General features: G+C 55.5%; 9 protein-coding genes and 2 tRNA genes. 7 read left to right on the forward strand and 4 right to left on the reverse strand.

The genetic code is table 11. The annotated features are described in order from the left end of the window. Window positions 1-24 precede the first annotated feature (24 nt). The 4 genes from recC to recD are packed head-to-tail and all read left to right on the forward strand — an operon-like array spanning window position 25 to window position 11,801. Window positions 25-3,417, forward strand: coding sequence for an exodeoxyribonuclease V subunit gamma (recC, locus tag EH207_RS03590; protein WP_137712769.1), 3,393 nt, complete (start codon window positions 25-27; stop codon window positions 3,415-3,417). Between the two features lie 25 nt (window positions 3,418-3,442). Continuing rightward, complete coding sequence (ptrA, locus tag EH207_RS03595; RefSeq protein ID WP_137712770.1) at window positions 3,443-6,391, forward strand: pitrilysin; 2,949 nt, start codon at window positions 3,443-3,445, stop codon at window positions 6,389-6,391. Next, window positions 6,388-9,936 (forward strand): exodeoxyribonuclease V subunit beta, encoded by a 3,549-nt coding sequence (gene recB, locus EH207_RS03600; RefSeq protein WP_137712771.1) that lies wholly within the window; start codon window positions 6,388-6,390, stop codon window positions 9,934-9,936. The genes ptrA and recB overlap by 4 nt, the downstream gene beginning before the upstream one ends. 5 nt (window positions 9,937-9,941) lie before the next feature. Next, on the forward strand, window positions 9,942-11,801 hold the full coding sequence (gene recD, locus EH207_RS03605) for an exodeoxyribonuclease V subunit alpha (protein WP_137715254.1): 1,860 nt from the start codon (window positions 9,942-9,944) through the stop codon (window positions 11,799-11,801). A 20-nt stretch (window positions 11,802-11,821) separates the two neighbouring features. Here the strand turns inward: recD and argA are convergent, their stop codons facing one another. Further along, window positions 11,822-13,147: an amino-acid N-acetyltransferase gene (gene argA, locus EH207_RS03610; protein ID WP_137712772.1), complete on the reverse strand. Its 1,326-nt coding sequence runs from the start codon at window positions 13,145-13,147 to the stop codon at window positions 11,822-11,824. Between the two features lie 74 nt (window positions 13,148-13,221). Continuing rightward, a complete protein-coding gene (locus EH207_RS03615) occupies window positions 13,222-13,509 on the reverse strand; it encodes a hypothetical protein (RefSeq protein WP_137712773.1) in 288 nt (95 codons plus the stop codon). 58 nt (window positions 13,510-13,567) lie between these two features. Here EH207_RS03615 and amiC point away from each other — a divergent pair, with 58 nt between their 5' ends. Further along, a complete protein-coding gene (gene amiC, locus EH207_RS03620) occupies window positions 13,568-14,809 on the forward strand; it encodes an N-acetylmuramoyl-L-alanine amidase AmiC (protein WP_137712774.1) in 1,242 nt (413 codons plus the stop codon). Between the two features lie 83 nt (window positions 14,810-14,892). Here the strand turns inward: amiC and EH207_RS03625 are convergent. Together EH207_RS03625 and EH207_RS03630 are read right to left on the reverse strand one after the other, a co-directional pair. Continuing rightward, window positions 14,893-14,969 (reverse strand) — tRNA-Met (locus tag EH207_RS03625). A 47-nt stretch (window positions 14,970-15,016) separates the two neighbouring features. Next, window positions 15,017-15,093: transfer RNA gene (locus tag EH207_RS03630), tRNA-Met, on the reverse strand. Between the two features lie 261 nt (window positions 15,094-15,354). Here EH207_RS03630 and mltA point away from each other — a divergent pair. Both mltA and EH207_RS03640 read left to right on the forward strand, forming a co-directional pair. Beyond that, the gene (gene mltA / locus EH207_RS03635; RefSeq protein WP_137715255.1) at window positions 15,355-16,527 is read left to right on the forward strand and encodes a murein transglycosylase A; all 1,173 of its coding nucleotides are present in this window, start codon (window positions 15,355-15,357) and stop codon (window positions 16,525-16,527) included. Between the two features lie 156 nt (window positions 16,528-16,683). Then, a complete protein-coding gene (locus EH207_RS03640; RefSeq protein WP_137712775.1) occupies window positions 16,684-18,942 on the forward strand; it encodes a molybdopterin-dependent oxidoreductase in 2,259 nt (752 codons plus the stop codon). Window positions 18,943-18,953 lie beyond the last annotated feature (11 nt).

Below are 18,953 nucleotides of genomic sequence, written 5' to 3' on the forward strand. Positions count from 1 at the left end.
CGCAGCGGCATGACAGGAGCCAGAATGTTTACGGTTTATCATTCCAACCAGTTGGATATTTTGAAAAGGCTGATGGTCGAGCTGATTAAACGTCAGCCGCTCCAAGACCCTTTTCAACAGGAAGTGGTTCTGGTGCAAAGCCCCGGAATGGCTCAGTGGTTGCAGATTGAACTGGCCGGGCATTTTGGCATCGCCGCCAACATCCATTTTCCACTGCCCGGCGTTTTTTTGTGGGAGATGTGCCGTCACGTTTTGCCCGATATACCGAAAGAGAGCGCTTTCAGCAAGGAGGCGATGACCTGGAAATTGATGCATTTGCTTCCCGAACAGTTGGAACAGCCTGATTTTGCCCCCTTGCGCCATTACCTGCGGGATGACGAAGATCAACGTAAGCGATACCAGCTTGCCGGACGTATTGCCGACCTTTTTGATCAATATCTGATTTACCGTCCGCAGTGGATCGCGCAATGGCAAGCGGGTAATACGGTGGACGGGCTGGGGGTAAACCAGTCCTGGCAGGCGGCTTTATGGCGAGCATTGGTTGATTACACCCGGGAACTGCAACAACCCGAATGGCACCATGCGATTTTGTATCAACGTTTTATTCAAACGCTGGAGCAGGCAAAAACCTGCCCGGCCGGGCTGCCGCCGCGGGTTTTCATCTGTGGTATTTCCGCTTTGCCGCCGATCTATTTGCAGGCGTTGCGCGCGCTGGCCCGTCACATTGATGTGCATCTGTTGTTTACCAACCCTTGCCGGCACTACTGGAGCGACATTCAGGATTACAAATTCCTGGCCAGGCTGAAAACCCGTCATCGCCGATTGCATCGCTGGGACAGCGCCCAGCCTGAAAACTGCCGGCCGCTATTTCGCGATCCACAACAGGCGGATGGATTGTTCAACGTTGAAGGAGAACAGCGGCTCAATAATCCATTGCTGGCCTCCTGGGGTAAGCTGGGCCGCGATCATTTGTATCTGCTGGCCGAACTTGATGATGTGCAGGAAGTGGATGCGTTTGTGGAACTGGATGCCGATAACCTGCTGCAAACCCTCCAGCACGATATTCTGGAACTGGAAGATCGCACGGTGGTGGCCGTTAGCAAGGCGTCGCTGGAAACCAGCGTGAAGAAACGCCCGCTGGATCGCCACGATCGCTCTATTGAGATCCACGCCTGCCACAGCCCGCAGCGTGAAGTCGAAGTGTTGCACGATCGGCTATTGGCTATGATGGCCGATGACCCGGAACTGACGCCGCGCGATATTATCGTCATGATGGCGGACATCGACGGCTATACGCCGTTTATCCAGGCCGTATTTGGCAATGCCCCGGTGGAACGCCATCTGCCTTTTGCGATCTCCGATCGGCGGGCGCGGCACGCTCACCCGGCGTTACAGGCGGTCATCAGCCTGTTGGATTTACCCAATAGCCGTTTTACCGCCGAGCAGGTTTTGACGTTGCTGGAAGTTCCCGCGTTGGCGGCGCGTTTCGGTATTCAGGAAGAAGGGTTGCGCCGTTTGCGTTTATGGGTGGCGGAGTCGGGTATTCGCTGGGGATTGGATGACGATAACGTTCGTGAGCTGGCGCTCCCCCCTACGGGACAGCACACCTGGCGTTTCGGGTTGACGAGAATGCTGCTGGGTTACGCTATGGACAGTCGGGCCGGGGAGTGGCAAGGGGTATTGCCTTACGACGAATCCAGCGGTCTGGTGGCGGAACTCGCCGGACAACTGGCTGAATTGCTGATGCAGCTTAACGTGTGGCGTCAACGTCTGCGGCAACCCCGCTCGTTGGCGGACTGGCTGCCTCTGTGCCGGCAGTTGTTGGAAACCTTTTTTGATGCCGACAGCGAGACGGAAGCGGTGCTGGCCCTGATAGAGAAACAGTGGCAGCAGGTGCTTGGCATGGGAATGGCAGCGCGCTATCCGCAGGCCGTACCGGTTTCGTTGTTGCGTGATGAATTATCCCACCGGCTCGATCAAGAGCGGCTCAGCCAGCGTTTTCTGGCTGGAACCATCAATTTCTGTACGCTGATGCCCATGCGTTCGATTCCCTTCAAGGTGGTATGCCTGCTGGGGATGAATGACGGTGTTTACCCGCGGACGCTGCCGCCTCTTGGGTTCGATCTGATGGGGAAAAACACCAAACGAGGCGATCGCAGCCGGCGTGATGACGATCGGTACCTGTTTCTGGAAGCGATGCTGTCCGCGCAAAGCAAACTGTATATCAGCTATATTGGCCGTTCGATACAGGATAATACCCGCCGCTATCCTTCCGTGCTGGTCAGTGAGCTGACGGAATACATTGCGCAAAGCCACTATCTGCCGGGGGATGAAGCGCTTGATATTGATGACAGCGCGGAGCGCGTGGCGCGCCATCTGCGTTACGAACATAGTCGAATGCCATTTGATGCAAAAAACTTCCTGGCGGAGCCGGCGCCGCAGAGCTTTGCGTCGGAATGGCTGGCGGCCGCCAGACGGCAGGGACAGTCCCAGCCCGATTTTGATAGCGAACTTCCTCAGGTGCGCTATACCGATATCAGCCTAGACGCGTTAAAACGCTTTTACCGGCATCCGATCCGGGCTTTTTTCCAGCTTCGGTTGGGGGTGAGTTTCATGCTGCAAAACGATGAACTGCTTGATGAGGAACCCTTCACCGTCGATAACCTGAGTCGCTATCAGTTGAATACCGAACTGCTTAACACGTTGATCGCCGAGGAAGATCCTGATCGGTTGTATCGGCGTGTCCGTGCCGCGGGAGGCTTGCCCTTTGGCGCCTTTGGCGAACTTTACTGGCAGTCGCAGCAGGAGGAAATGACGGATCTGGCCGCGCGCATACGTGAGGAAATGACGCCGGACGCAGCGGAAAGTCTGGAAATCGATATCCGAATCGATGATAGGCATATCCGTGGCTGGCTGGCTCAGGTGCTGCCCGACGGTCTGCTGCGATGGCGTCCCGGAAAACTCTCGATGACGGACGGCATGACGCTGTGGCTGGAGCATCTGGTCTATTGCCTTTCGGGAGGGCAGGGCGAAAGCCGGATGTACGGGCGTGAAAAAACGGCATGGCGATTCGCGCCCGTGTCCGCGCAGCAGGCGCAGGCGTTCCTGCAACAGATACTGGACGGCTATCAGCAAGGAATGAACCAGCCATTGCTGCTGCTCAACAAATCGGGCAGCGCTTGGTTAACGCAATGCTACGATCGCGAAAGTGATGATATTCAATGGGATGATGAAACACAGCGCAAAGCGCGCGCCAAACTGCTATTAGCCTGGCAGGGCAATAAGGGGCAGCCGGGGGAGGGGGAGGATTACTATCTGCAACGAATGGTGCGCGAATTGGATGAAAGACGAATGAATGAGGTGATTGAGGCGGCGCAAATCTGGTTGCTGCCGCCGATTCGTTCTAATCTGGCTTGATTGATGTTGAGTATTGGAGAATTGCATGCGTAAACAGTTTGTCTGGATTACCGGATTGGTTTTTTTATTCACTTTCTGGCTTCCGCTGAGTTGGGCTGAGACCGGTTGGCAACCCCTTGCTCAGACTATCCGTAAAAGTGAGAACGATCCGCGGAAGTACCAGGCGGTAAAACTGGATAACGGGATGACGGTACTGCTGGTTTCAGATCCGCAGGCCACCAAATCCCTGGCGTCATTGGCTTTGCCGGTAGGATCGCTTGACGATCCGAACAGTCAACTGGGGCTGGCGCATTATCTTGAACATATGGTTTTGATGGGCTCCAAACGTTATCCCGAACCTGAAGCGCTGTCCGAGTTTCTGAAAAAACATGGCGGCAGTCATAATGCCAGTACCGCGTCCTATCGCACGGCATTTTATCTGGAAGTGGAAAATGACGCGCTGCAACCTGCGGTGGATCGGCTGGCCGACGCCATTGCCGAACCGCTGCTTGATCCGGTAAATGCCGATCGCGAACGTAATGCGATCAACGCCGAAATGACCTTGGCGCGCTCGAATGACGGTCAACGCATGGGTCAGGTCGGGGCGGAGACGCTAAACCCCGCGCACCCCAGCGCGCGTTTTTACGGCGGTAATCTTGAAACGCTCAGCGATAAGCCCGGCAGTAAACTGCATGATGAATTGGTGAAATTTTACCAACGCTACTACTCCGCCAATCTGATGAAAGGCGTGATTTATAGCAATCAACCGCTGCCTGCGTTGGCAAAGCTGGCTGCGGAGACGTTTGGCCGTATTGCCAATCATCAAGCCAGCGTTCCCGCTATTACCGTCCCTGTGGCGACCGAAAAACAGCGCGGTTTGATGATCCACTATGTTCCGGCGCAGCCGAGGAAACAGCTGCGTATCGAATTCAGAGTCGATAACAATAGTCAGGCATTCCGCAGTAAAACCGATACCTACATCAGCTATTTGATCGGTAACCGCAGCCGGAACACGCTGTCCGACTGGCTGCAAAAAGAGGGGCTGGTTGAATCGATTGGTGCGGGTGCGGACCCGGTTATCGATCGTAACGGCGGTGTCTTTGCCATTTCAGCATCGTTGACGGAGAAGGGCCTGGCGCAGCGGGATAAGGTTATCGCCGCCATATTCAGCTATTTGCAGCAGATTCGCCGCGAAGGTGTCCAACAGCGTTATTTTGACGAAATCGCCCGCGTGTTGGATCTGGATTTCCGCTATCCGTCCCTCAGCCGTGATATGGATTATATAGAGAGGCTGGTTGACACCATGTTGCGGGTGCCGGTCGAACATACGCTCGATGCCGTGTATCTCGCCGATCAGTACGATCCCAAAGCGATTGCGGAACGTCTGGATGTCATGACGCCTCAGAACGCCCGTATCTGGATGGTTAGCCCGGATGAGCCGCATAACAAGGTTGCCTACTTTGTCGACGCGCCGTATCAGGCCGACAAAATCCCGCCGCAGACCTTTGCCAAATGGAGAGCGCTGGCGCAGACGATTTCACTGTCGCTTCCCGCGACCAACCCTTACATCCCGGATGATTTTTCTCTGATCAAGGGCGATACCCGCCTGACGCACCCGAAAATCCTGCTGCAAGAGCCGGGGTTACGGGTGTTGTACATGCCAAGCCGTTATTTCGCGGATGAGCCTAAAGCTGAAATTAGTTTGTTGCTGCGCAATCAGGAAGCCCGCAGTACCGCGCGTAATCAGGTGTTGTTTGCGCTGAATGATTATCTGGCCGGTCTTGCGCTGGATGAACTGAGCTATCAGGCGTTGGTGGGTGGCATTAGCTTCTCAACCACGATTAATGACGGTCTGGCGATCAATGCGGATGGCTATACCCAGCGCCTGCCGCAACTCTTGCTGGCGCTGGTCGATGGCTATTCTTCCTTTACCTCGACGGAGGAACAACTGGCGCAAGCCAAATCCTGGTATTTGCAACAGTTGGACTCGGCGGAAAAGGAGAAGGCGTTTGAACAGGCTTTACAGCCAATTCAGTCTCTGTCTCAACTGCCCTACACCGAACGTGAAGAGCGTCGTCAATTGCTGAAAGACATCAGCTTGCAGGAACTGGCGAATTATCGGAAGGCGTTACTACAACAGTCGACGCCGGAAATGCTGGTGGTCGGTAACCTGCAACCTGAAGAGGTCACTGAACTGGCGAAAACGCTGAAAACGCGCCTGAAAAGCGTCGGTGAGACGCTGCGGCGCAGTCCTGAAATCAGGATTGAACAAGCGCAGCGGGCAAATCTGCAACGTACCGGCAGCAGCACGGATTCCGCGTTGGCGGCGGTTTATATTCCCGCCGGCTATAGCGAAACGCAAAGTATGGCATACAGCTCCGTGTTGGGGCAGATTCTTCATCCCTGGTTCTACAACCAATTGAGAACGAAAGAGCAGCTTGGCTACGCGGTGTTCGCGTTCCCGATGTCCATCGGGCGACAATGGGGGATAGGTTTTCTGCTGCAAAGCAACAGCAAACAGCCAGCCTATTTGAACCAGCGCTATCAGGATTTTTATCAGGAAGCGGAAAAACGCCTGCGTGGGATGAGCGAGCAAGAGTTTGCGCAGTACAAACAGGGCGTCATCAATGAGTTGAGTGAGCGGCCGCAGACGCTGAATCAGGAAATCAGCCGCCTGCGCAATGACTTGGAACGGGAGAATTTTGCGTTTGATACCCGCGAGAAGCTGATTGCCGAAATCAAACCGCTGACGGTAACGCAACTGGCGGATTTCTTCCAGCAGGCGTTAAAACCCCAGGGGTTGGCCGTGCTGTCGCAAATTTCGGGCAGCCACCATGGTAAAACGGATTATGCCGCGACGCAGGGGTGGCAGACCTATCCGAATGCGTCTTCATTACAGAAAACGCTGCCCATCGTCAGCGCGCCGTCGATGAGTGAAGCACGCGCTTCCTCATTTGAAACCGCCGCTTCAGTCAATGAGGCAACGGCAAAATGAAACAAACTACGCCGCAATCATTAAACGTCATGACGTTGCCGCTCCAGGGGGAGCGGCTGATTGAGGCATCGGCCGGGACAGGGAAAACCTATACGTTGGCGGCGCTGTATCTGCGTTTGCTGCTGGGGTTGGGAAAGCAGTCCGCTTATCCGCGTCCATTACTGGTTGAAGAAATTCTGGTTGTCACCTTTACCGAAGCGGCCACTGAAGAATTGCGCGAGCGGATACGGGAGAAAATCCACGGACTGCGTATTGCCTGCATCCGTGGGGAAAGCAACGATCCGCTGTTGAGCGAGCTATTGGCTGAAATCCCGGATCGTCAGGATGCCGCCGAGGTGCTGTTGTCCGCTGAACGGCAGATGGATGAGGCGGCTATCCATACCATTCACGGTTTTTGCCAACGCATATTGAGCACTCACGCGTTTGAGTCTGGCGTCCTGTTCGAGCAGGCGCTGATAGAGGATGAGCATCCTTTACGGCGTCAAGCCTGCGCGGATTTCTGGCGCCGCAACTGTTATGCGCTGCCAATGGATGTGGCGCGGGTTATCGGCCTGGCGTGGAGCGGGCCGGAGAGTTTGCTCTCTGATTTGATGCCTTACCTGCAAGGTGAGAGTCCGGTTTTTCGTCATCCTCCAGAGGAGGGGGAAACACTACTGAGTCGGCACCAGAAAGTTATTGCTGTAATCGACGCTTTCAAGCAGCAATGGCTGGCGTCGGCGGCGGAACTGGAAGGGGTGATCGGCGCGTCCGGTGTGGATAAGCGCAGCTATAGCAGTAAACACCTGCCCAACTGGTTACAGAAAGTCACGCTGTGGGCGGAACAGCCGACAAAGGACTATCAATTGCCAAAAGAGCTGGAAAGGTTTAGCCAACGGATCCTGGTGGAGAAGACCAGGAAAGGCGACGCGCCTGAACACCGTGTGTTTGAAGCGGTTGATTGCTTGCTGGGCGAATCGCTCTCTTTGCGTGATGTCGTCATTGTGCGGGCGCTAAGCGAAATTCGTCAGTCTGTGCGTGAGGAAAAACGGCAGCGTGCGGAATTGGGGTTTGATGATTTACTCAGTCGGCTGGATGAGGCGTTGCAACAGCCGGGTGGCGACCGGTTGGCCGGTTCGGTGCGGGAACGTTATCCGGTTGCGATGATTGACGAATTTCAGGATACCGATCCGCAGCAATACCGAATTTTCCGCACCTTGTATGGCGGGCAACCGCAGTGCGGCCTGCTGCTGATTGGCGATCCCAAACAGGCGATCTATGCATTCCGCGGCGCGGATATTTTTACTTATATGCGGGCCCGATCAGAAGTGAGCGCACACTACACGCTGGATACCAACTGGCGGTCATCGCATCAAATGGTTCGGGGCGTGAACCGTCTATTTCAGCGCCTTGACTGTCCGTTTATTTTTAAAGAGATCCCCTTTCTGGCGGTTGAACCCGCCGAATCGAAGCGCGATCTGCTCTTCGAGATCGCCGGAGAACCTCAACCCGCGCTACAGTTTTGGCTGACCGGCGAGGAAGCCCTTGGCGTTGGGGATTATCAGCAGCGCATGGCACGGCAATGCGCAGGGCAGATTCGTGACTGGCTGGCCGCCAGCCAGCGCGGGCAGGCCTGGCTGAATACAGGTAAAGGGCGCCGTCTGGTTCAGGCGTCTGATATGAGCGTTCTGGTGCGCAGCCGTCACGAAGCCGCTTTGGTGCGAGAGGCGTTAAGCAGGCTTGCCATTCCGTCGGTGTATCTGTCCAACCGCGACAGCGTTTTCACCACGCCGGAAGCGCGGGATGTCCTGTGGATCTTGCAGGCGGTGCTGGCCCCTGAACAAGAGAGAACATTACGCAGCGCGATGGCGACATCGCTAGTGGGGTTGGATGCGTCGGCGCTGGATACCCTGAGCCGTAGTGAAGACGACTGGGATACGCTGGTCGAGGAATTTGCCGGCTACCGTGCGCTTTGGCGGCAGCGCGGCGTGCTGCCAATGCTGCGCGCGCTGATGAGCCACCGCCAACTTGCGGAGAACCTGCTTGCCAGCGGTGACGGCGAACGGCGGCTGACCGATGTACTGCATATCGGCGAATTATTGCAGGATGCTTCATCGGCGCTGGATAGCGAACATGCATTGGTTCGCTGGCTCTCACAGCAGATTATCCAGCCCAATCCACAGGCGGAGAACCAACAATTGCGTCTGGAGAGCGATCGTCATCTGGTGCAGATCGTGACAATCCATAAATCGAAAGGGCTTGAGTATCCGCTGGTCTGGCTGCCTTTTGTCAGCAATTTCCGGGTTCAAGATCAGGGCGTTTATCATGACAGAAGCAGTTATCAGGCTTTGCTTGATCTGCATAACAGCGAAGAAAGCCAGGCGCTGGCGGAAGAAGAACGGCTGGCCGAGGATTTGCGCCTGCTGTATGTGGCGCTGACCCGTTCAATCTACCATTGCAGCGTTGGCGTTGCGCCGCTGCAACGCTCAGGCAGGAAAGATCAAAGCAGCGACATGCACCAAAGTGCCCTAGGCTATTTGCTCCAGCGGGGCAAAGAGGCGGATGTGGCAACGCTGGTGACCGAACTCAGGGGAATGACCGGCGACGGGGTGGCGGTAACCCTGGTACGACCCGACGATGAACGGCCCTGGCAACCGGACGAACCGGCTCGGCGGGAATTGCAGGCCCGTCACAGTGAGCGGGTATGGCGCGATGGTTGGCGAGTGACCAGCTATTCCGGTTTGCAGCAGCACGGCTCTTCCGCGGTGCAGGACTTGATACCCCGCCTGGATATTGAGGCGATGGGGGAACGGCTCGACGAGCAGGAAACGCAATTTACGCCCCATACGTTTCCGCGGGGGGCGAGTCCGGGGACATTTTTACACAGCCTGTTTGAGACGCTGGATTTTACTCAGCCAGTGAATGGCGCATGGCTGGCTGAACAACTGTTGTTGCAGGGTCTGGATGCGGTCTGGCATCCGGTGCTGCGAACGTGGATGGAAGCAATCCTGAATACGCCGCTCAACGATGACGGTATTAGGCTATCGGCGCTGGACACGCAGCATAAACGTGCGGAGTTGCAGTTCTATTTGCCGATTGAGGCGCCGATGCAGGCCATGCGGCTTGATGAACTGGCGAAACGCTATGACCCGTTATCTGCCGGGTGTCCGCCGCTATCATTTCAGCAGGTACAGGGCATGCTGAAAGGGTTTATAGATCTGGTGTTCCGCTGGAAAGGACGCTATTACCTGCTGGACTACAAATCTAATTGGCTGGGCGCGGATGCCGGCGCTTACACGCAGCCAGCCATGGCGCAGGCAATGGCCGAGCATCGCTATGACCTGCAATATCAGCTTTATAGTCTGGCGCTACACCGTTATTTGCGCCACCGCATCGCCGACTATGACTATGAACGGCATTTTGGCGGCGTGTTTTATCTGTTTTTACGTGGATTCGACGATCGTTATCCCGCTAACGGGGTGTTTTATTGTCGGCCGCAGGCCGCGTTTATTGCCGGATTGGATCGTTTATTTCGGGGAAATCAGACAGAAGAGGCCGATACGCCATGAGCGCTATGATTGGTTTACTCGAAACGGCGTTGCAGCGTCGGCTGCTGCGGCCGCTGGACATCCAGTTCGCCAGAATGCTGGCGGATGATCGACATCCTCATTTATTGCTGGCCGCCGCCTGTCTGAGTGCTCAATCAGGGGCGGGCAACGTGTGTTTACCGTTGGAGAGATTACGGCCGCAAGGGTTATTTGATGGCCGCGACCATGAACTGGCTCAGCAGATAGGGGCATTGCTTGGGCAACCGGAGACTGCCGATTGGCAGCGGCATTTATCGTCGTCAGAAGCGGTCGGCGACGGTCGCCAGCCGACGCCGCTGGTATTGCAGCAAAGCAGGCTGTACCTGCAACGAAGCTGGCAAAATGAAGGGCGTGTAGCCGCGTTTATTGCCGGTAAGCATCAGGAACTGCCCGTTAATGAACCGCAGATTCGCGCCGTGCTGGATAGTCTTTTTCCTGCGGCGGGCAAGGATGCTGACTGGCAGAAAATCGCCGCGGCGGTGGCGTTGACCCGGCGTATCGCCGTTATTTCCGGCGGGCCGGGTACGGGTAAAACCACGACGGTTGCCAAACTGCTGGCCGCGTTGATTCAGTTAAACCGCGGCGGGAATGCGTTACGGATTCAACTGGCGGCTCCGACGGGTAAAGCGGCCGCCCGTTTGACCGAATCGCTGGGGACGGCGTTGAACAGCTTTGCATTGAACGAGGCGCACCGCGACCTCTTCCCACAGGAAGCGGCGACGCTGCACCGTTTATTGGGTGCGGTGCCGGACAGTCAGCGTCTGCGTCATCATCAGGGCAATCCGCTGCATCTGGATGTCCTGGTCGTGGATGAAGCCTCGATGGTCGATCTGCCGATGATGGCTAATCTGATCGCCGCACTGCCCGAACAGGCGAGACTTATTCTGCTGGGCGATCGCGATCAGCTTGCTTCGGTAGAGGCCGGGGCGGTGCTGGGCGATATCTGTCGTTTCGCCGAAGCGGGATATAGCCAGAGCAGGGCGCAGCAGTTACAGCGGCTGACGGGCTGCCAGTTGGATGCTGGCCCGGCGAGTCAGGTTACCGTTGGCGACACTATCTGTCTGCTGCGCAGAAGCTATCGTTTCGACCAGCACTCAGGTATCGGGCAGTTGGCGCTGGCGGTGAATAACGGTGACGATCGGCGCGTGCTGGCGGTATTGAACCACGGCTTTACGGATATTGCCTGTCGGCCGCTGACAGATACGCAGGATTACCCGCGTATTCTGGAACAGGGCGTGGAGGGGTATCGTGACTATTTACAGCGTATCGCGGCGGGTGAGAGTCCTGAAGCGGTGCTGCTGGCGTTTCAGCGTTACCGACAGTTGTGCGCGTTGCGCGAAGGGCCGTTCGGCGTCGCGGGGCTGAATCAGCGAATTGAACAGGCGCTGCATAAAGCCGGGCTTATCAGCCGAAACCGCAACCCGCTTAACCCTTGGTATATTGGTCGTCCGGTGATGATCGAGCGTAATGACGCGGTGCTGGGGCTGTTTAATGGTGATATCGGTATCACGCTGCTGAATGAAAAGGGCGAACTACGGGTCTATTTCCAGTTGCCTGACGGCAGGCTCAAGGCGGTGTCGCCCAGCCGTTTACCGCCTCATGAAACGGCCTATGCGATGACGGTACATAAATCGCAAGGGTCGGAGTTCGAGCATACGGCGCTGGTGTTGCCAAATCACTTTTTGCCGGTGTTAACGCGTGAACTGGTTTATACCGCCGTTACCCGCGCCCGTAAGCGTCTGTCGCTGTACGCGGATATGAAAATCCTGTGCCGGGCGGTGAACACGCCGACCCAACGGCATAGCGGACTGGTTGAGCGAATTACCGCATTAATGGTGGAGGAGTAAGCCGCACAGCGGCTGATAAATCAGAGATCCAGCACCAGAATTTTTGACCGGCGTTGATAGTTGTACAGCGCCTGTTTTTTCTTCGGCAGCATTTCCACTTCGGCCGGTAAGAATCCGCGTTCCTGAAACCAGTGGATGCTGTGGGTGGTCAGAACAAACAGTTTGCTCAGCCCCTGCTGGCGCGCTTGAGCGGCGATTCTCTTTAACAGCATGTCACCGCGTGAGGAACTGCGATAATCCGGGTGAACCGCGACGCAGGCCATTTCGCCGATGCTCTCTTCCGGGAACGGATAGAGCGCTGCGCAGGCGATAGTCAGGTTATCGCGCACGACCACGGTAAACTTGTCGATTTCCATTTCCAACTGTTCGCGGGAGCGTCTGACCAAAATACCCTGCTGCTCCAGCGGACGAATCAGTTCCAGAATTCCGCCGATATCGTTAATGGTTGCCCGGCGCACCTGTTCGGCGCTCTCCATTACAATCTGCGTACCGATACCGTCGCGGGAGAACAGTTCTTGAAGTAAAGCGCCATCATCCTGGTAGCTGATCAGGTGACTGCGGCGTACACCGCTGCGGCAGGCTTTCACCGCGCCGCGCAGGAACCTGACCGTGCCTGAATGGTAATCCCCCCCCTCTTCCAGCGCTTCAATGCGCCGTTGGGCATCGTCTGGGAACAGTTCGGAAATGATGTTGCCATCTTCGTTAATCACGCCCTGTGAAGAACAGAAGCCGATCATTTTCTCGGCTTTCAGTTTGATCGCCAGTTGGGTCGCGACCTCTTCAGAGGTCAGGTTGAAACTTTCCCCCGTAACGGAAACCGCCACCGGCCCCAGCAAAACAATCGCGCCGCTGTTTAATTGATGATGCAGCGCTTCTTCATCAATACGGCGGATGCGCCCACTGTGGCAGTAGTCCACGCCGTCATCCACGCCAAGAGGCTGGGCGATAATAAAGTTGCCGCTCACGACATTGATGTGCGCTCCCTGTAGCGGCGTATTATTCAAACTCATTGACAGGCGTGCCGTAATGTCCAACTGCAACATCCCGGCGGCCTGCTTGACCAGCTCCAGCGTGGCGCTGTCGGTTATGCGGGTATTTTTGTGATAGCGAGGCTCGTGATGATGCGTCGTCAGATTGGCATCGATCTGCGGGCGGGCGCCATAAACCACGACCAGCTTAATCCCCAGGCTGTGCAATAGCCCGATATCATTGACGATGTTGGCGAAATTTTCATGCTCGATGGCTTCTCCGCCCAGCATGATGACAAAGGTTTTGCCGCGATGGGCATTGATATAAGGAACTGAGTGGCGGAAGCCTTGAACCAGTTCTGTACTACGTTCCTTCACTGCGAGCCCTCTTTGAATTTTTATTCGTAATTTTTGTATTTTTATTCTTTATGGAACAAAAGGCAAGGGGTAAGTCACAGTGCTGGAGCCTGGGATATAAATTCAAAATTCATCTCGTTTATCCCCCCAATTTCTTCGCTAATAAAGGCCGAGTAACCGACTTTTCCCAACCTATTCAGATTAATACCCCATTCACGCTTTGGCAATGCGGCAACCGGCGCTATTTCCATACGATTGGCAATAAGATGACCCGAGCGTGCGAAGGAAAAGTGTCCTCCTTCGGTTTGAAAGGAAAAGGAGATACGGCATCCCCCTGATTTTTGCATGACAGGGAAGCGGAGATTCGTTAAAGTTTTTGGCAATTTTCTTATTTTCTGCTTTCAGCTTTTGGCAAGAGCACAGTAATCAGACCGGAGTTGCATGTCTTATTCAAATCACAATTTGACCCGGCGGCGCTTGCTGCAAAGCGCGGCGGCAACCTGGCTGTTAAGTGTGAGCGGCATCGGGATGGCGGCGACAGCACAGGTGATCGCCGTGCGTGTCTGGCCTTCCTCTTCCTATACCCGCGTCACGCTGGAGTCGAGCCAACCACTGAAATACAAGCAGTTTACTCTCAGCAATCCAAGCCGCATCGTAGTGGATATTGAAGATATTCATCTGAATGGCGTGCTGAAAAATATTCCCAGTCAGTTTCAGCAAAACGATCCGCTGATTAAAGAGGCCCGTATTGGCCAGTTTGATAAAAGTACGGTGCGGCTGGTGTTGGAACTGAAGCAGGGCGCCAGCGCCAAGCTGTTTACGCTGAGCCCTGTCGCGGAATTCAAGCATCGACTGGTTGTCGATCTTTACCCGGATGTCGGCAGGTATGACAACGAAGAAGATCCGCTGCTGGCGCTGCTGGAAGATTACAATAAGGGCGATCTGGAACGCACGCTGCCGGCGGAGGCGCCGAAAGCGGGTAAAGCCGGGCGCGATCGCCCGTTGGTGATTATGCTGGACCCCGGCCACGGCGGGGAAGATCCCGGCGCGGTGGGTAAAAACAGAACGCGCGAGAAAGATATTGTGTTGCAGATAGCCCGGCGTCTTCGCACCTTGATTGATCGCGAATCCAATATGAAAGCGTACATGACCCGAAATGAGGATGTGTTTATTCCGTTGCGCGTGCGGGTGGCGAAAGCGCGCAAGCAGCGGGCCGACCTGTTTATCTCCATTCACGCGGACGCGTTCACCAATCGTGCGGCCAGAGGTTCATCGGTTTTCGCGCTTTCGAAGAAAGGCGCAACCAGCACCGCAGCCCGATTTCTGGCGCAAACGCAGAACGAGTCGGATTTAATCGGCGGGGTCAGCATGAGCGGCGATCGCTATCTCGACCATACCATGTTTGATCTGGTACAGACGGTTACCATCAGCGACAGCCTGAAATTCGGCAAAGAAATTCTGACCCGGCTGGGCAAGGTGAATCGGCTGCATAAAAATCGCGTCGATCAGGCTGGCTTTGCCGTATTGAAAGCGCCGGATATACCTTCCGTGCTGGTGGAAACCGCATTTATCAGTAATCTTGATGAGGAGCGCAAGTTGCGCACCAGCAAGTTTCAGCAGCAGATAGCCGAATCGATTTTCGCCGGAATCAAAACCTATTTCGACAGCCAGTCGCTGTTATGAGAAGATTTTCTGCACAAGGAAGAGAAATGAAGCGCCAGAAAGCAAAAAACACCCGTTAGGGTGTTTAGTCGTTGATAATCAATTGGTTGCGGGGGCCGGATTTGAACCGACGACCTTCGGGTTATGAGCCCGACGAGCTACCAGGCTGCTCCACCCCGCGTCCGTTTTGATTGCTTGTCTCTCTGATGCTCAACATGCATCAGTAATTGGTTGCGGAGGCCGGATTTGAACCGACGACCTTCGGGTTATGAGCCCGACGAGCTACCAGGCTGCTCCACCCCGCGTCCGTGGATGCGCACTATACTCCCCATGAACTTCTATGCAACCTATTTCTAAGAAAAATGCGGGATCGGCTGTGCGGGTGCTGAATTTACCGCCTAATGGTCTATTTTTTAAACTTAATTGTTGCTGACGCAATGTTAAAAATCGCTGTCGTGACTCATAACTCGCCCCCGTTTTTTGTGACAGGTGCGTTTCTTTCTTTATAGGCGTTTGTTATGGTTCGGCGGTAGATCTGGCTGAGGTTAAAAGTGAGCGCGACGAAGATGAAAGGATGTTGGAGAAAATATGTACTGGCTAGCCTGATGATTGTCATTCTGGCGGGATGTCAGTCCAAACCGACCGATCAGGGACAGCAATATAAGGACGGACACCTTAATCAGCCTCTGGAATGGGTGAATGAGCCGAATACAAAAGGGAAACCGGTCAATGCGCATGACTTTGTTACGCAGGTTTCAGAAATCAGGGCCGCCTCGCCAAGCCTCTACATCAGCAACAACAACACCTTTCAGGCGATCGAAAACTGGATGATGTCTGGCGCTGACACGCGCGAACTGAGCAAGTTCGGTCTGAGCGCCTGGCAGATGGAAGGCGTGGATAACTTCGGCAACGTTCAGTTTACCGGTTATTACACGCCCGTTTTGCAAGCTCGCTATACCCGTCAGGGGGCGTTCCGCTACCCGCTCTATGCCATGCCGTCACGCGGCAAGATGAACCGTCGCCTGCCGGATCGCGCCGCTATTTACGCCGGTGCATTGGATGACGATCTGGTTCTGGCCTGGACCAACTCGTTGGTGGATAACTTTATGATGGAGGTGCAGGGCAGCGCCTACATTGATTTTGGGGATGGCCGCCCGCTGACGTTCTTTGGCTACGCCGGTAAAAACGGCCATGCCTATCGCAGTATCGGCAAAGTGCTGATCGATCGTGGTGAAGTAGCCCGCGAAGATATGTCCATGCAGGCTATTCGCAAGTGGTCCGAACAGCACAGTGAGTATGAAGTTCGCGAACTGTTGGAACAGAATCCGTCTTTTGTCTTCTTTAAACCGATGATGTCCTCGCCGGTCAAAGGCGCCAGCGCGGTGCCGCTGGTGGCGAAAGCGTCTGTCGCCTCCGACCGCACGCTCATCCCGGCGGGAACGGTTTTGCTGGCTGAAGTGCCGCTTTTGAATAACGAAGGCAAGTTTACTGGCAGGTATGAAATGCGCCTGATGATTGCGCTGGATGTGGGGGGCGCGATTAAAGGCCAGCACTTCGACATCTATCAGGGAATTGGGCATGAGGCGGGGAATAAGGCGGGCTTCTACAACCATTATGGCCGGGTATGGGTACTGAAAAACAATCAGAGCAGTGGCGGGCTGTTTAATTCGGCGCAAAACACGCCAGCATCGAATGGCGGCGATTCAGGTTCATTATTGGTGAGCAACCCACAGCGTTAATGATTTTCTTTAATTGCGTCTAACGGGAATCGGCGATGTTTTCCTTTTATAAGCGGCAAGGCCATATAAAGCTGTAAGCCTTTCCCCATTCTGGCGATTGGGGAAGCGACAGATTCGGGTTATTATCCAGCCTGCTAATTATATTCTGAGGTTGTCATGTCGATTAAGCGTTATCCACACCTTGCTCATTGGGGCGCGTTTACCGCCGTTGTTGAGGCGGGGAAATTGATTCGCTGCGAACCCTTTGCGGACGATCCTTCACCCTCTGCAATGCTCGACGCTATTGTTCCGCTGGTCTATTCCGAACGCCGGATTCGCCGTCCTTCGGTGCGCCGTTCGTGGCTGCAAAAGCGTGAGAACAGCGATCGCGCTCTGCGGGGTAAGGAAGATTTTGTTGAGGTTGACTGGGACGTGGCGCTGGATCTGGTTGCTGGAGAGAACCGCCGTGTTCGCGATCAATATGGCGCCGACGGTCTGTTTGCCGGCTCTTATGGCTGGTCCTCGGCCGGACGTTTCCATCATGCTCGTTCGCAGGTGCGTCGTTTCTATTTTTCCGGCGGCGGAGCGGTTGATCAGCAGGGCAACTACAGTTGGGGCGCGGCGCAGTTTTTCCTGCCTTATGTCATCGGTACGTTTCATCCCCTGACCGGTAAAGTGACGGAGTGGCGCAGCGTTGCCGAACACTGTGAGATTTTTCTCGCGTTCGGCGGGCTGGCGCTGAAAAACGCACAGGTTGCTTCCGGCGGCGCGGGGCATCATACGCTCAAACCCGCGCTGGAAAAGCTGGCGGAAAAAGGCATTCCGGTGATTAACGTCAGTCCGATGCGCGACGACTGTCCGGCGTTTGTCAACGCTGAATGGATCGCTATTCGCCCGAATACCGATGTGGCGCTAATGCTGGCGCTGGGCTACGAAATCCAGCGGCTGGGCGCGGACGATAAAGATTTTCTGCAACGCTACTGCGTTGGCTACGAACAACTGACGGATTACCTGCTTGGCCGGGGTGACGGCATCGCTAAAACCCCGGAGTGGGCCAGCGCCATTACCGGTATTCCGGCGGAGCGTATCCGGCGTTTGGCGCGTCAACTCATCGGGGTGCGCAGTTTTATCACTTGTTCCTACTCCGTGCAGCGGGCACACCGTGGCGAACAGCCATACTGGATGATGATTGCGCTCTCCTCCATGCTGGGACAGGTGGGGTTGCCGGGCGGCGGCTTCTCGTTCGGTCATGGTTCGATGAACAGCGTCGGCAACGAACGTATTTCGACGCCTGCCCCTGCCTCTCCTTCCAGCCCAAATGCCGGACGGGCGATCCCCGTCGCGCGGATCGCCGATATGCTGCTCAAGCCGGGCGAAGCGTACACCTTTCAGGGCGAGACGCACACCTATCCCGATATTCATCTGATCCACTGGGCGGGGGGAAATCCTTTCCATCACCACCAGCAGTTGAACCGGCTGGTGGAGGGCTGGCGCAAGCCGGACACGGTGATCGTTCAGGATATCGTCTGGACGCCAGCGGCGCAGATGGCGGACATCGTATTGCCGGTGACCACCACGCTGGAGCGTAACGACATTGGGGGATCGTCCCGCGATCGTTTCATTTTTGCCATGCATCAGGCGATTGCTCCACGACATCAGGCGCGTCATGATTATGATATTTTCAGCGAACTGGCGCAGCGGCTGGGCTATGAGCCGGTATTCACACAGAATCGCAATGAGCGGGAATGGCTGGAAACGCTCTATGAGAATTGCCGGGCAAGGCAGAATGAGTTGGCGCACTCCTGGCCGTCATTTGATGAATTTTGGCGGCAGGGACAGGTGGAAATCCCGATGGATGACAAGCCGTTCGTGTTCTTTGAAGATTTCCGCCGCGATCCGCAACAGCATGCGCTGCAAACGCCAAGCGGTAAGATAGAACTGTTCAGTTCGACCATTGCCGGGTATGACTACCCAGACTTTGCGCCGCACCCTGAATGGCGTCCGCCGGTTGAATGGCTGGGTGCGCCAGCGAGCAAAACGTGGCCGCTGCACTTTATTTCCATCCAGCCTGCCGATCGATTGCACAGCCAACTGGCGGAAACGCCGCAGGTTGCGGCGAACAAAACCGCAGACAAGGAGACGCTCTATATGCATCCGCAGGATGCGGCGGCGCGTGAGATTACCGATCGTTCCCTGGTGGAAGTCAGAAACGATCGCGGCCGTATTTTTGCCGGCGTGCAGATTACCGACGGAGTTACGCCGGGCGTGGTGATTATGTCCACCGGCGCCTGGTTTGAACCGGGATTCAGGCGTAAGGAATGGCATCCGGTCGAGCAGTCTGGGAATGCGAACGTACTGACGCTGGATATTGGCACCTCGTCACTGACGCAAGGGCCGAACGCTATGAGTTGTCTGGTGGATGTGGTGCGAGTTTAGCGCTATTCTGA

Source organism: Brenneria rubrifaciens (assembly GCF_005484945.1).
GTDB classification, from domain to species: Bacteria; Pseudomonadota; Gammaproteobacteria; order Enterobacterales; family Enterobacteriaceae; genus Brenneria; species Brenneria rubrifaciens.